At 47.1% G+C, this 15,307-nt stretch carries 10 protein-coding genes; 7 read left to right on the top strand and 3 right to left on the bottom strand.

The features are described 5' to 3' along the window. Nucleotides 1–74: 74 nt before the first annotated feature. Nucleotides 75–620 (bottom strand): two-partner secretion domain-containing protein, encoded by a 546-nt coding sequence (locus tag AC5JL3_RS14105; protein ID WP_496075072.1) that lies wholly within the window; start codon nucleotides 618–620, stop codon nucleotides 75–77. Between the two features lie 7 nt (nucleotides 621–627). On the opposite strand from AC5JL3_RS14105, the gene AC5JL3_RS14100 reads away from it, so the two are divergent. Next, the gene (locus AC5JL3_RS14100; protein ID WP_496075071.1) at nucleotides 628–903 is read left to right on the top strand and encodes a hypothetical protein; all 276 of its coding nucleotides are present in this window, start codon (nucleotides 628–630) and stop codon (nucleotides 901–903) included. 26 nt (nucleotides 904–929) lie between these two features. On the opposite strand, the gene AC5JL3_RS14095 is transcribed toward AC5JL3_RS14100, so the two are convergent. Next, a complete protein-coding gene (locus tag AC5JL3_RS14095) occupies nucleotides 930–1,403 on the bottom strand; it encodes a hypothetical protein (protein ID WP_496075070.1) in 474 nt (157 codons plus the stop codon). A 265-nt stretch (nucleotides 1,404–1,668) separates the two neighbouring features. Between AC5JL3_RS14095 and AC5JL3_RS14090 the strand changes: the two genes are divergently transcribed. The 3 genes from AC5JL3_RS14090 (at nucleotide 1,669) to pirA (ending at nucleotide 9,279) form a co-directional block, all read left to right on the top strand. Continuing rightward, complete coding sequence (locus AC5JL3_RS14090) at nucleotides 1,669–5,556, top strand: ATP-binding protein (RefSeq protein ID WP_496075347.1); 3,888 nt, start codon at nucleotides 1,669–1,671, stop codon at nucleotides 5,554–5,556. Beyond that, on the top strand, nucleotides 5,549–8,962 hold the full coding sequence (locus tag AC5JL3_RS14085; RefSeq protein ID WP_496075069.1) for a PAS domain S-box protein: 3,414 nt from the start codon (nucleotides 5,549–5,551) through the stop codon (nucleotides 8,960–8,962). Before AC5JL3_RS14090 ends, AC5JL3_RS14085 begins: the two co-directional genes overlap by 8 nt. A gap of 146 nt (nucleotides 8,963–9,108) precedes the next feature. Then, nucleotides 9,109–9,279: an arginine synthesis PII-interacting regulator PirA gene (pirA, locus tag AC5JL3_RS14080; RefSeq protein WP_496075068.1), complete on the top strand. Its 171-nt coding sequence runs from the start codon at nucleotides 9,109–9,111 to the stop codon at nucleotides 9,277–9,279. Nucleotides 9,280–9,556: 277 nt separating this feature from the next. On the opposite strand, the gene AC5JL3_RS14075 is transcribed toward pirA, so the two are convergent. Beyond that, entirely contained in the window at nucleotides 9,557–10,924 is a 1,368-nt protein-coding gene (locus AC5JL3_RS14075; RefSeq protein WP_496075346.1) for a TldD/PmbA family protein, read from the bottom strand. A 309-nt stretch (nucleotides 10,925–11,233) separates the two neighbouring features. Here AC5JL3_RS14075 and AC5JL3_RS14070 point away from each other — a divergent pair, with 309 nt between their 5' ends. The 3 genes from AC5JL3_RS14070 (at nucleotide 11,234) to gntK (ending at nucleotide 14,804) form a co-directional block, all read left to right on the top strand. Then, nucleotides 11,234–12,451 carry a glycosyltransferase family 61 protein gene (locus AC5JL3_RS14070; RefSeq protein WP_496075067.1) on the top strand — a complete coding sequence of 406 codons (1,218 nt, stop codon included), beginning with the start codon at nucleotides 11,234–11,236 and terminating at the stop codon, nucleotides 12,449–12,451. Between the two features lie 117 nt (nucleotides 12,452–12,568). Then, nucleotides 12,569–13,228 (top strand): DUF1361 domain-containing protein, encoded by a 660-nt coding sequence (locus tag AC5JL3_RS14065; protein WP_496075066.1) that lies wholly within the window; start codon nucleotides 12,569–12,571, stop codon nucleotides 13,226–13,228. A 16-nt stretch (nucleotides 13,229–13,244) separates the two neighbouring features. Beyond that, nucleotides 13,245–14,804: a gluconokinase gene (gene gntK, locus AC5JL3_RS14060; protein WP_496075065.1), complete on the top strand. Its 1,560-nt coding sequence runs from the start codon at nucleotides 13,245–13,247 to the stop codon at nucleotides 14,802–14,804. The last annotated feature ends 503 nt before the right edge of the window (nucleotides 14,805–15,307 follow it).

Genomic DNA, 15,307 nt, shown 5'->3' with positions numbered 1-15,307 from the left:
TGCCTTCTGCCTTCTGCCTTCTGCCTTCTGCCTTCTGCCTTCTGCCTTCTGCCTTTTGCCTTTTGCTATAACCGTTATGAACGAGGTGGGTTTTTAGCAGCAGGAGCGTTGCATTTTAGCACCTGGAAACCACTCTCATGAGGACTTACTGTCGGCACTTGCTCAGTGAGAACAACTTCCCCTCTCTCATTAATTACCCATCCTTGTGCTTCTACCAATGGTCTTTGAGTTGAACCACTAAGGGTATCGCCCGTTACCCGTGTCAGAATGTTCTCAATTCCCTCATGATTGGCAAAATAAACCCGCTGTTGGTCGTCAATATTAAATTCTGAGAAACTGTGGAAGAGGTTAACGCCGCGAGTTGCTCCACCTTCAATCAAGTCGGCAGGAAAACCTCTGACATTATCGTTCGGCGTAATCACAGAGCTTTCAGCGCCGAGAGTGGCATCAGGTGTAATCTGAGCTACGGTGGGTTCGCCCGTGTAGGCGATCGCTCCAACTATCCCAAACACCAACACCATCCCTAAACGCGAACTCACACACCGCCTAATAGTAGGTCTAGTCAAGTTTTTCTTATCAACAGTCAGTTGCACACAACCCTGAACAAATTTAGCCATCATTAAATTTATGAAATATTTAGTTGGGTTAATAGTCTTTTCAAGTATTGGCTCATTTCTTTTTTCAGATACGATTGATTTTTGGAGAGAATTAAGAAGAAGCGATAGCCGAAGCCAATTAGGGATGGACTTCCTAAGACTTGCTGTTTTGGCAGGGATGGCAAGCATTGGATATTGGGTGGCAACAGATACCTTTCAAAAACCTAGTGATGGGATAGTTTTTTTAGTTATTGGTATAGTTGGAGCCTTTTCAACACACATAATTTCTTCAAGCCTCAGAAAATAGCGCGATCGCGAATTGTTGCCCTAAGGCTAAACCCAGCCAACAACTTCCTTGATTTGAGAAATCGCGATTTCCCGATCAATATGTGCCTTAGCCTTCGCGATAGCCGTATCGGGTTGCTTGTACCAGCGTTGTGAGCGAAAGCAATGTCCACTGGCTGTCAGTATCTCCCAGGTGTAGCGCTCACGGTCAATAACAAGCCAAAGCTCACAACAGCGATAAGTTTGCTGGGGAAATTTAAGTAGACCGATTTCCGCCAAAACGCTTAGTTTCATTCGTGAGCGTTCCAAACGCTTCAGCAGTTCCAGAAAACAGAATGCCGCACGTCTAGCCGCATCATGAGTAGGATAGCAGTAGCGATCGCGCGGTTCAAATTTGAAGTCTGTTCCACTTAGACGAAACTGAAACTTACCAGAAGCATCCTCAATGAAGATGACACGCCAAGGCGTTTTGGGGTATTGAACACAGAATCCTTGAGGCTGAATCCTTACCGTAGCTGTCATCGTTCGTTGGCTAATAGGGCGAACATATCTTAGCTTTTAAGGAAGGCAATCCGCTTGCATAAATGGCTAACACAAACTGTCTTGAGATAGACATCTGGCTGAACTTAACCAAAAGTCATAGAAATATAATTGATACCCTATTAAGTCAGGTAGGAGAGCGCGGTGAGGCACTGCGAGTGAAATATTTTCCAGAAAGGACATCAGAGTTGTGAATGCAGAGCAAGAAGTGACGATTTCTGAAAAGCTTTTTGCTGGGGGCGGAGAGATGGGCGCACGGATGCGAGAAAGGGACTGGGCGAAAACACCGCTAGGTTCTCCAACGCAATGGCAACAGAGCTTGAAGACTGCCGTGCGGATTATGCTCACTTCCCGTCAGGCGATGTTTGTCTGGTGGGGTGAGGAACTAATTAACCTATACAATGACGCTTACAAAGCGATCATGGGTGGAAAACATCCAGAAGCCCTTGGACAGCCAGCTTCCTACGTGTGGCGAGAGATTTGGGAGCAGATTGGGCCTCGGGCAGAATCCGCCATCCTCAAGAATGAGGGCACCTACGACGAGGCGCTGCTCCTGATCATGGAGCGCAACGGCTACCCAGAGGAAACCTACTATACCTTTTCCTATAGTCCGGTTCCAAATGACGAGGGTGGCACGGGTGGCATCATCTGTGCGAATACCGATGACACGCAGCGTATTATTGGTGAGCGTCAGTTGGCACTGTTGCGGGAACTGGCAGCTAAGACGGCGGACGCTCGGACATTCGATAATGCTTGTACGTTGAGTGCAAGATGTTTGGAAACTAATCCTTACGATCTACCCTTCGCGATGATCTATCTGGACGATCCAGAGCAGCAGCGCGTTGTTCTGGCGGGAACCAGCTGTATCGATCGCACTCACGTCGCCGTTCCTGAAACTGTCAATCTCGATGCCGATTCGGTATGGTCATTTGCAGAAGTCCTCAAAACCCAGAAGACTGTTCTAATTTCTAATTTGGCATCAACGTTTGAGGGTTTGCCAACAGGAGCCTGGGAGCGATCGCCCGATCAAGCCGTTGCTGTACCCATTGCGCCCTCTGGACAGACAGGGAGAGCCGGGATATTGATCGTTGGCTTAAACCCATTCAGGCTCTTTAACGACTCTTACCGAGGCTTCATCGATCTGGTTGCGGCTCAGATTGCCGCCAGTATCGCCAACGCCCAAGCTTATGAAGAAGAGCGCAAACGTGCCGAAGCACTAGCAGAACTTGACCGCGCCAAAACGGTCTTCTTCAGCAATGTCAGCCACGAATTTCGCACTCCCCTGACGCTGATGTTGGGTCCCTTAGAAGATTTGTTGACCCATCGAAAAGAAGCCTTGCCAGTGGGGGGACGTGAACAAATAGAAACGGTACATCGGAACTCCTTACGCCTGCTGAAGTTGGTCAATACCCTGCTGGATTTCTCCCGCATCGAAGCTGGACGCATTCAAGCTGTTTACGAACCTACTAATTTATCAGCCTTTACCGCAGAATTAGCCAGTGTGTTTCGCTCTGCGATCGAACGGGCAGGAATGCGGCTGCTCGTTGATTGTCCTTCATTGCCAGAATCGGTATATGTAGACCGGGAAATGTGGGAGAAGATTGTGTTCAATCTGCTCTCGAATGCCTTTAAGTTTACGTTTGAGGGCGAAATCTCTGTCTCAATGCGGTGGATGGACAACCAGGTTGAGTTAGTCGTTCAGGATACGGGTACGGGCATTCCGGCTGAAGAAATCCCCCATCTGTTTGAGCGGTTCCATCGGGTGCCAGGGGCACGAGGACGCACTTATGAGGGTTCGGGTATTGGTTTATCCCTCGTACAGGAATTAGTCAAACTGCATGGAGGCACGATTTCGGTCACTAGTGAAGTAGATCGCGGGACGTGCTTTGTGGTGTCGGTACCAACTGGGGTGGCTCATTTGCCCAGCTATCAGATCAACGCAACTCGTACCCTTGCCTCTACAGCAACGGGTGCATCTCCTTACGTTGAGGAAGCACTGCGCTGGTTACCCGATGGAGATGGGGAGCAGGGGGGGAGAAGAGAAGCAGAGGGAGAAATTTTTCATCAGGAACAGACTAGAGGGAGCAGGGGGAAAGGAGAAGCAGGGAGAGAAGCAGAAATTCATATAGATAATCTGCCTATATCTGCCTCCTCTGCCTCCCCAACCTCCTCTCCTCCTGCTCGCATTCTCCTGGCGGATGACAACGCCGATATGCGCGACTACGTGAAGCGCCTTTTAAGCCAGCAGTATGAAGTAGAAACTGTGGCAGACGGCATAGCGGCACTGGAAGCCGTTCGACGACAACGACCCAATCTTGTGCTGACGGATGTGATGATGCCCAGGCTAGATGGCTTTGGATTGCTGCGGGAACTACGGGCTGATCCAACGACGAAAGAGATTCCGATCATTTTGCTGTCTGCTCGTGCTGGGGAAGAATCCCGTGTCGAAGGGTTGGAAAGCGGAGCGGATGATTATTTGATTAAGCCCTTCGCTGCCCGTGAATTATTGGCGCGAGTTGAAGCGAATTTGAAACTAACGCAAATTCGGCAGGAAGCTGCCGCCGCCCTGCGAGAGGCACAGATACAATTGGAATCGGCTTTGGTGGCAGGATCGGTTTATACCTGGCGGTGGAACATTCCTGAAGAGCGCCTCATGGTCAATGCGGCATTTGCCCACTTGTTTGCGGTAGACCCTATAGAGGCAGCCGAGGGATTGCCTTTTGAAGTGTTTATGAATGCGATTCATGAAGAAGACCGTCCACTAGTTTTTGCCGCCATCGACCGGGCGATCGCATCTGGCGAAGAGTATGTTGCTGAGTACCGCGTTCGTACTGCCACAGGTGAGGAGCGGTGGCTTTTCGCACGCGGTCAGGTTGAATATGATAGTGCTGGCAATCCTGTGGTGTTTCCCGGTGCCCTGGCAGACATTACCGAGCGCAAACGCGCTGAGGTAGAACGGGAACAGCTTTTGGCACGAGCACAGGCAGCACGGGAGGCAGCCGAGGCAGCGAACCGAGTTAAGGATGAATTCTTGGCGGTGCTGTCTCATGAATTGCGATCGCCTCTCAACCCGATTCTTGGTTGGTCAAAGCTGCTCCAGACTCGTAAGCTGGACGAGGCAAAGACTGCACAGGCTCTCTCTACGATCGAACGAAACGCTAAGCTGCAAGCCGAACTGATTGAAGACCTTTTGGATGTATCCCGGATTTTGCAAGGGAAGCTCAACCTAAATGTTCGCCCAGTTAACTTAGTAACGACGATCCAATCCGCCCTAGAAACTGTGCGTCTAGCGGCACAAGCCAAGTCAATTGAGGTAGAGGTAATCCTTGACTCACAGGTGGAACGGGTTGCGGGTGACGCAACTCGCTTGCAGCAAGTGGTGTGGAATCTCCTCTCCAACGCCGTCAAATTTACATCAGCAGGCGATCGCGTTATGGTGCGATTAGAGCAAGTTGACACTCAGGCTCAAATTACAGTTCGTGACACGGGCAAGGGTATTCACCCGGATTTCCTACCTCATGTGTTTGACTATTTCCGTCAGGAAGATGGTAAGACCACGCGCAAATTTGGAGGGCTAGGGTTAGGACTAGCGATCGTGCGTCATTTAGTCGAACTGCATGGTGGAACCGTCTCGGCAGACAGTCCCGGCGTTGGGCTAGGCTCAACGTTTACTGTTCAATTGCCTCTGATGGTGGCAGCTTTAGAGGTGCAACAGAGCAAACCACTACCTGCAAATACGACTGACTTGAGTCAGTTGCAAATTTTAGTGGTGGACGATGAAGCGGATATGCGGGAGTTAGCCGTCACAATTTTAGAGGAGTATGGAGCCGTGGTGAGGGTTGCTGCGTCAGCAATGGAGGCATTAATGGCACTCGATCAATTCAAGCTAGATGTTTTGATTTGCGATATTGGAATGCCAGATGTGGATGGTTACATGCTGATGCGTCAAATAAGAAGCCGATTGCCCGAACAAGGAAGGGGAATTCCGGCAGTCGCCCTCACAGCCTATGCCGGAGAGTTCAACCAGCAGCAAGCACTTGCTGCTGGATTTCAATTGCATATTTCCAAGCCAGTAGAACCAGCAGAGTTAGCCAAGGCGATCGCAACCTTAGTTGGAAGGAGTGGTGATGTCTGAACCGATGCCTGGAGATAAAACCGCAGATTGGCTTGCAGGGGGTGGTGAGATGCTTTTGAACAACCTTCTAGAAAGTATCACAGATGCCTTTGTTGCTCTAGATCGCGAGTGGCGCTACACTTACATCAACAAACAAGCAGAGACCCTGTTGCGAAAACAGCGATCGCAACTACTGGGTAAGACAATCTGGAATGAATTTCCCGAAGTGATAGACTCACCCTTTGAGACAGGGTTACGCCAAGCTAGCGAACAACAGAAAACCATTGAGCTAGAAGCGTTTTACCCTCCGTTCGAGACTTGGTTTGAAGTCCGCTTCTACCCTTTTGAAGAGGGTTTATCTATTTACTTCCGCGATATTACTGCTCGCAAGCAAACTGAGAAAACCATTTGGACTCTCAATCAAGACTTACAAAACCGAGTCAACGAACTACAAACGTTATTTGATGTTGTCCCTATTGGAATTCTCATCACCAACGATCTAGAGTTCAGAAACATTAAAGCAAATCCTGCCTTTGCTCAAATTTTGGGTATCTCACCCGAAGCAAACGCCTCTAGCACACCAGTTAATAGCAGTTCCCACCCTTCGTACAAAGTCTTGCGTAATGGTAAGGAAATAACACCGGATGAAACACCTCTGCGATATGCGGCTATTCAGGGTGTCACCTTGGAAGGAGTGGAGGTTGACATTGTGCGGCGTGATGGCGCGGTGTTTAATCTATATGGTTATGCTGCACCCTTATTGGATGAACAGGGTAATAGTACAGGGGCTGTTGGTGCCTTTTTGGACATTAGCGATCGCAAACGAGCTGAGGAAGCCCTGCGTCTGAGTCAGGAGCGTTATCGCTCATTAGCAGAATCCCTACCGCAACTTTTATGTATGGCTGGTGCGGATGGGATGACCCATTACTGCAATCAAAGCTGGACAAACTACACTGGGTTAACGCTAGAGCAAACCCAAGGCACAGGTTGGCAACAAGCTATCCATCCTGACGATCTGCCCTTAGCAATTGAGCGATGGACACAGACGCGAAAAACGAGCAACGACTACTCCCTCGAATTGCGGGTAAGACGAGTCGATGGAGTCTACCGCTGGCACTTGAGCAGAATTGTCCCAATCAAAGCAGAAGAAGACAGGATTGTTGGTTGGTTAGGAACTGCAACAGATATTGATGACCGAAAACGCACCGAGCAACAAGAGCGTTTTCTTGCTAAGGCTTCGCAAACCTTTGGGGCGGCAAGCTTGGATTTACAAACTGTTTTGGATACCATCACGCAGCTTGCCAGTGAATTTACAGGTGATGTGTGCGTACTGAGCCTGCTTTCGGAAGATAGACAATGGCTCGATCCGGTTTCCTGTTACCATGTTGACCCAGAGGTACTCCAGTTCGTCAGGGAACTGCTGAAAAATTATCCTCGCCGTGCCGATGAGGGGATTAGTGGGCGAGTGATACAGACAGGAGAGCCACTTCTGATGCCAGTGACATCCGAGGAGGAGTTGCGTGCCGCCATTAAACCAGAGTACCAGGTTTACTTAGAGCGCTTCCGGGTATACAGTACCTTGCTTATACCACTGAAGGTGCGAGGACAAGCGATTGGAGTATTGAGCCTGACTCGCAATCATCCCGGAGAACCCCACAATACTGATGACCAGAGTTTGTTTCAAGATTTGGCAGATCGGGCGGCGATGGCGATCGCAAATGCCCGACTCTATCAACAGGCTCAACAGGCACGTCAGCAGGCTGTGCAAACCGCTGACCGCAACGCTCGTCTCCAGGCAGTCACGGCTGCACTATCCGAACCACTCACCCCAGCTCAAGTTGCTGAAGTGATTGTGGAACAGAGTATTGCTGTGCTGAATGCCTCCTCCGCTATGGTAGTGATTGTGAGTGAAAGTGGTACTGAACTTGAAATCGTACACCACGTTGGCTACCAGCAGGATTTAACTGAACAGTGGCGTCGTTTTCCGATTACTACACCAGTCCCACTGGCAGAAGCTGTACGAACTGGAGAACCGATTTGGGAAGAATCAACCCAAGAGCGAATTGCTCGTTATCCTCACTTGGCTGATGCCTATGCAGCGTTGAACTATGCGGCTTGGATTTCGTTACCCCTAATGGTTGAAGGTCGGGCAGTTGGAGGAATATCTATCAACTTCACTGAATTCTCACCCTTGAGTGAGGATGACCGGGCGTTCATGCTTGCACTTGCTCAGCAGTGCGCTCAAGCGATTGCTCGTTCTCAACTCTATGAAGCAGAAAAACAAGCTAGAGCAGATGCCGAAGCCGCCAACCGTATTAAGGATGAGTTTTTGGCAGTACTATCGCATGAATTGCGATCGCCCCTCAATCCCATTCTGGGTTGGACGAGACTGCTGCGAACTCGTAAATTTGACGAGCAGGCGACTAATCGGGCACTAGAAACCATCGAACGCAATGCCACGTTGCAAACGAAGTTGATTGAAGATCTATTAGATGTCTCTCGTATCCTACGCGGCAAAATGGTCTTGAGTGTGAGTCCAGTCAACCTAGCAACGACGATTGAAGCCGCTTTGGAAACGGTATGGTTAGCTGCCGAAGCAAAAGGCATTGAGATTAAAACAAGTCTTGCCCCAAATGTAGGACTCGTGTCAGCAGACTCGGCTCGCCTGCAACAAGTGGTTTGGAACTTGCTTTCCAACGCGGTCAAATTCACACCATCAGGTGGACGGGTGGAAATCCATGTTGAACAAGAGGCAAGCTGTACTCAAATCAGTGTCAGTGATACAGGCAAAGGCATCAATCCAGAATTTTTACCCTATGTGTTTGAGCGCTTCCGCCAAGAAGACGGCAGGACAACGCGAAATTTTGGTGGACTCGGATTGGGATTAGCGATCGTGCGTCATTTAGTCGAATTGCATGGTGGCACAGTTCAAGCCGAAAGTCCAGGCGAGGGGCAGGGGGCAACCTTCATAGTGAAATTACCCTTAACAAGGCTTGGCAAAGAACCAGATTTTGAAAGTGAGTCACGGGTTACAGCCGTTAATCTGAACCAGTTGCGAATTTTAGTGGTAGACGATGAAGCTGACATGCGAGAGTTATTGGTCGCGATTCTCTCAGAGTATGGAGCACAGGTGAATGTCGCTGCCTCAGCCGCAGAAGTCTTAATTCTTCTAGACCAGTTCAAGCCCGATGTCTTGATTAGCGATATTGGTATGCCAGATGTCGATGGCTATATGCTCATGCAGCAGGTGAGACAGTTACCGCCACAACAAGGGGGACTGATTCGGGCGATCGCGTTGACGGCTTACGCAGGAGAGTTGAACCAACAGCAGGCTCTTGAGGCAGGATTTCAAAAGCATATTACTAAGCCAGTCGAACCCAATGAGCTAGTGAAAACAATTGCAGCCTTGGTAGGAAGGAGTCTCTAGAGCAGCAGCCCAGTATTCAGAGTTCGGCTATTACTCTAAATCGTTCGCTAATTTCTGTATCAAAATACACGATTTGTCTATGCATTCCGATTCTGGTCATGTTATGTTTGAGGAGTGGATAAAATACCTTAATGAAGCGGAAAGGAATGTTTAGAGTGAACAAAAATCAAAATAGCAAGGTGCAAAAAGCTGCTTCTGCTCACCGCGATAGCCTGCAAAAAAGCTTAGAGCATCGTCTAGAAGTCGCTAGAGCCAACGGAGATGAGGACTTGATTCGTCAGCTAGAACAAGAAGCAAGCTACCTCCGCCTGAACTAAATTTTTCAGAAGCAGAATCCTGACACCTTAGAGCTATGCTTTGTAGCCCATAATGTCATGAAACGCTAACAATCTTGTAGGATGTCATAAAAATTTAACAGGGATGTCAGTCGAAGCTTGTGACATCCCTGTTTTTGTTATGACTCAATTATGTCTAAACAAGTTATAACAGTCACCTTGGCGAGTCTTGACTCTTACCAAATACTGAAACCAAGACCAGTCAATCGATTCCCTTCTGCCCTCTGTCCTCTGCCTTTTGCCATAAGTTGCGATCGCACTAACGTCCACCGACAACGACACCGTTAATCCGCACATGAGGCCCACCCACACTTACGGCAAGCGGTGACTGTCCGCCCTTACCGCAACCGCCACTAACATAGAGAGAATCATTCCCGATCGCTTCAATGTCTTTGAGGGTTTGGAAAACATTACCACTGAGCGTGACATCACTAACAGGTTCAGCAATCTGACCGTTGCGAATCATATAACCTTCCGCCGCCGCAAAGGTGAACATCTCGCCATTCGTCTGTCCCCCTAGCATCCGTACAGCGTAGACCCCCTCTTCAATATCACCAATCATCTCTTCAAACGAGCAGTCTCCTGCTTCAATCCCTGTATTTGTCATCCGCACAATCGGTGGATACGTTGCACTAATTGCCCTAGCATTACCAGTGGGTGACTCGTGCATCTTCCCAGCCGTTTCACGAGAATGTAGACGTTGCTGCAAAATACCGTCTTTAATCAGATACTTCCGTTGAGCAGGTACGCCCTCATCGTCATACTTAAGAGAGCCTGGTAAACCAGCGAGAGTTGCATCATCAACAACGTTTAGCTGCTCGATTGCCAACGGCTTACCTAGAGTCAGCAAGTCTTGCATCCTGGGATTTTCGTAGACAAAATCAGCTTCCGAAAGATGCCCAAAGGCTTCGTGAATGAAGACTCCTGCGAGATAGGGGTCTAAAACTACCGTATATTGTCCGCCTTTAACAGGTTTGGCTTCTAGCTGACCAACAGCCCGTTTTGCCGCACCAATCACTTGGTCTTCAATACCAACGAGAGCATTGTAATCAGAACGAGAGTGGATAGACTCGAAGCCTTGGCGAACTACACCCGCATCTGTAAGGGCAATTACCCCAAATCGTCCCGATACATCCAGTCGTTCTTGGGCAATGCAGGTGCCAGTGGAGTTAACAAAATAGGTAATACCAAAGCGATCGCGTAAACCCACCATTGTTGTCTGAATTCGGGGGTCAAAATCCAGCAACAGTTGGTTATATTCTTCCATTAACCGTCGCTTGTCTGCTAGTGAAACGCCACGAGGGTCACGACCCAGTTCCACAGCGACATAATCTTGAATAGGCTCTAAGGGAGCGAGTAACGTCTGCTCTTTACCGACTAAGTGGGCTTGAGAGATGGCTTCCGAAATTCGGTCTTGTAACTCCGCCAACCCATTAAACGTCACAAAACTCCAGCCGCCTTTATGACAAGCGCGGATACCACCAGCCAGGTTGAAACTACGGTCTACTGCATCTAGCTGATGCCCACGAAAGGAAATTGCCGTTGACTCACTCTGCTCAACCCGAATTTCTAGGTAGTCAATCGCATCACGAGAAGAAGCGATCGCAGCCTGTAACTGTTCCTGCATTGAGATATCCACACTCTTAACTCTTCCTGGTTCTTTTTGTTAGACAGATTTAGATAATGATGCGAACTTTATAATTAACAATCCCTGTTTTCAGTATTGTAGCGAGTTAATCCGCCTTATCAGCAGGGGCCGTAACGATGCGATCGGGCTACCAACACAGGCTGTAAATACGCTATCGAACTGACATCGAGCTTTTGCTTAGAGCTAATCCGAGAGAATTTACTACGTCGAAAGTATTTATAACCTTCGTTTAAGCAAACTATTATAGAAAAATCTTTTTGATTTTATCTACTATATTTAGCTGCTCTGATGAACTTACTTAAACTTTTATATCGGTTAATTCCAGACATTCTCCGCGATAAAATCAACTATATAAGATTTAAAATTTTAAGAAAAGTAGGCTATATCAGCCTATTGAGAAAAGCTGGAATTCTTACTTGTAGAAGTAATATACAAATTGGGATTGATAATGCAGAAGAAACCCTCAAAAGGCATGACATAGAGCTAAGATTTTACAATCTAGTAGAAGAGAATAAATCGACAACTAAGTCTGTCGCTCATCTCGCCAGTCAAAACATCAAAGAAATAAAACAACTTAGTGCCAGAAATGAAATTACTATCCTAGATGTAAATAATTCTCGCTTCTCTTTCCGCAACAATCATTTATTAGATAAGGACATGAATGTTATTTATGAACGCTATGTCGATTTCCAGAAATTGCCAATATATAGAGAGATACTTCCAAGGAAAATCAAGAAGATTCAAGGGACAGTCGCTTATCTATCTAATACCGAAATTTCCAACTACGGTCACTGGATGTGTCTAACCCTACCACTATTAAGAATATACGATAATTTTTTTCGTTTAAGCCAAATTGACTTTTTTTATGTCGGCTCATCTCCTTTAACTAGCTGGCATCGAGAAAGCTTGGAAAAAGCAGGTATAGCCATGAGCAAAATAATTCAGGAACCTTGTACGGCTGACAGGCTACTTGCAGTAATTAATAATCGAATAGCGACAATTAATCAAATTAAGTATATTGAATACGCTCCTATCATCCAAGAAGACTATCTCTTTGTAAGAAATCTATTTCATGAAAAATATGATACAGAAATCAAGAAGAAAAAACGTATCTATGTAAAAAGAGGAAAAGTAATCAGAAGGAAAGTTATCAATGAATCATCTGTCCTTGCTGTACTTGATAAATATGGGTTTGAACCAGTAGAGATGAATGACAAAACGCTGCCAGAAGAAATAAGTATTTTTTATCAAGCAGAAGCAATAGTTGCCCCTCATGGCTCTGCACTGGTTAACTTATTATTTATACAACCAGGAGTAAAAGTCCTTGAATTGATTCCTTATGGATATGTAAACAGTTTCTTCTATGCAATGGCAAGCTACGGGGAAGCTGAGTACTTTTGTCTGCAAGGGGAAAATACAATGCAAGCTAATGTTGATCCACAATTCCTTGATATATACATAGATATTCAAAAGCTAGAGGAAATTTGCCAAGAAGCATTTGGCTGAAGCTTAAATTGTATAGAAGCCAGAATACAGATGTGGTAGCTATACTAGTGGTTCAACTCCACTAATCAGACGCACAATTGTAGATTCAAAGCATAAGAAATGCCTATGAGAGCGCTAATGACTGAGGCTTGGAAAGCTTGGAGCATCCACAGTGGTTGGATCGTTTGGAATTTGTTTCTTGCCTTCATCCCTTTAGCCTTGAGTTTTTGGCTATTCCGTAGACGTTCTCAATCACGCTCTATTCTGTGGTGGGTTGCGTTTTTGGTTTTTATTGCCTTTTTGCCCAATGCGCCTTACCTGCTAACCGACATCATTCACCTGATCGAAGCAATTCGTGATTACTACTCAGTGTGGATCATTACCCTGGTGCTGATTCCCCCACACATAGTAGCGATCGCGGCTGGGTTTGAAGCCTATGTCCTGTCGTTAATTAACTTAAGTTACTACTTGCAGAGGCAGGGGGTGGGTAAATTTGTCATTTGGGCTGAGTTGATGACTCACGCCCTATGTGCTGTTGGTGTCTATTTAGGGCGATTCAAACGGTTCAACACTTGGGACTTTATAACTCAACCGAATGATTTAGCAAGAAGTGTAATGGACGATTTAACGGCTAAACGTCCAGTGCTGGTGATGGCAGTAACGTTTGTGGTGCTTACTGTCTTGTACTGGTTGATGAAGCAGGTAACATTGGGGCTTGTACTCTTAATCCGTTATAGACGCGGTAGCATTACCTCTGGAGACACTGATCAAGATACAGACGCTTCCAGAGTTCTTTAAACTATGCATCGTTTGGATGAATACTCTGCGTTATATCATTGGGATCGATATTGGCACTACTAGTACAAAAGCTGTTCTGTTTACAGACAAAGGCAAGACGGTTTGTAGCCATGCCCTTGGATATCCGTTGTATGCACCAATAACTGCTGCTGCCGAACAAGACATTGAAGAAATCTTTTCAGCGGTAGTCACTACGATCAGACAAGTTGTTGCTAAAAGTGGGATTGATTCGGCTAGCTTGATGGGTTTGTCCTTTAGCGCTGCCATGCATAGCTTAATTGCTGTTGATGCCGGGGGACAGCCGTTAACGAGAAGCATTACGTGGGCGGATAATCGCAGTGCCAAGTGGGCAGAAAAAATTAAGCGAGAACAGCATGGACATGAGATTTACCTGAGGACAGGTACTCCAATCCATCCCATGTCCCCATTTGTAAAGCTCGTTTGGCTACGCAACGAACAACCTGAACTCTTTGAACGAACAGCGAAGTTCATTTCGATCAAGGAGTACGTTTTTTATCAATTTTTCCAGACATATGTTGTCGATTACTCGATCGCATCCGCAACAGGCTTGCTGAACCTTGAAAGACTCACCTGGGATCAGGAAGCACTGGAGATTGCTGGCATTACAGAAGCCCAGCTATCGGAATTGGTGCCTACAACCCACGTACTACAGCCAATTCAGGCAGAACTAGCTCAATCCCTGGGTATTCGGGCAGATACACAAACAGTAATTGGGGCAAGTGATGGTGTGCTGTCGAATCTGGGTGTGGGCGCGATCGCACCTGGTATTGTTGCGGTTACTGTTGGTACGAGTGGTGCGGTTCGTGCGGTTGTCGATCGCCCAGTTACAGACCCCCAAGCACGTCTCTTTTGCTATGCCTTTACTGAGAACCAATGGGTAGTCGGTGGGGCAGTTAATAACGGTGGGATCGCCTTGCGGTGGGTGCGGGATCAACTTACGGAAACGGAAGTAAGGGCAGCCCAACGATTGGGGAAAGACCCCTACGACCTAATAACCATGCTTGCCGAAACCGTTCCACCAGGTTCAGAAGGACTGATTTTTCACCCCTACTTAATGGGAGAGCGATCGCCAATTTGGGATGCCAACGCTAGAGGCTCGTTTTTTGGTCTGAGTTTGAACCATACGAAAGCACATCTGGTTAGAGCTGTACTAGAAGGTATTGTGTTCAATTTATCCCTTGTTTTACAAGCACTCGAAGATTTCACAGGTAAAGCCAAAAGAATCCAAGCCACTGGTGGCTTTGCCCGCTCGAATCTTTGGCGACAAATGATGGCAGATGTATTCGAGCAAGAAGTCACTGTCCCAGAACAGTATGAGAGTTCCTGTCTGGGTGCGGCTGTGCTAGGGCTTTATGCCCTTCAAGAAATCTCATCACTCGATATCGTTTCCGAAATGATTGGCGCAACCTATCGGCATCACCCCATCGCCGCTAATGCCCAAACTTATAGAAAGATTCTCCCCATCTACACTCGTGTCCTGCAACATCTTCAAGGAGAGTACGAAAGCATTGCCAGACTCCAAGCCGAACTAACCCAGGAGCAATCCAGACAGTAGCCTGCCAGCCTGTAGTAGACCTTCACCGTGAAAGTTTCCTACCAATTCCCAATTCCCGAAAACCCAGAACCTTGTACCCCATCCTTGAGGAGAACGCCATATACTACTTACCTTTTTTGAACAGAAAATTTTTGTAAACCATCAGGAGTAAGTGGATTATCGCTGAAAGAAGTAAACATGACGGCTTACTCGCAGCAACTTGATTCATTGTTTGTTGCAGGAAGACATTACTCAGGGGAGTGGATTTGACCCACCGAGCAACATGGTGCAGTTGGATGAGCTTTTATAACAGATGAGCGATGAAGATTGATTGGGTTTTACAGCGATTCATACTCTCCTAAAGCAGCACAACCATCGTGGCTGTAGAACCGGGTAAGGTCATAGCTGAATTACTACTAGCGGTAGTTTCCCGCTATTACATTGCTCTGCTGTTATATCTGTGGTTACTTATTTAAGAAAAATCCCTGAGTAAATTTGCTTGATCAAGTGAATGAAAGTGCCTC

Source organism: Symplocastrum torsivum, assembly GCF_059505465.1.
This window is presented reverse-complemented; position numbering and strand designations above follow the sequence as displayed.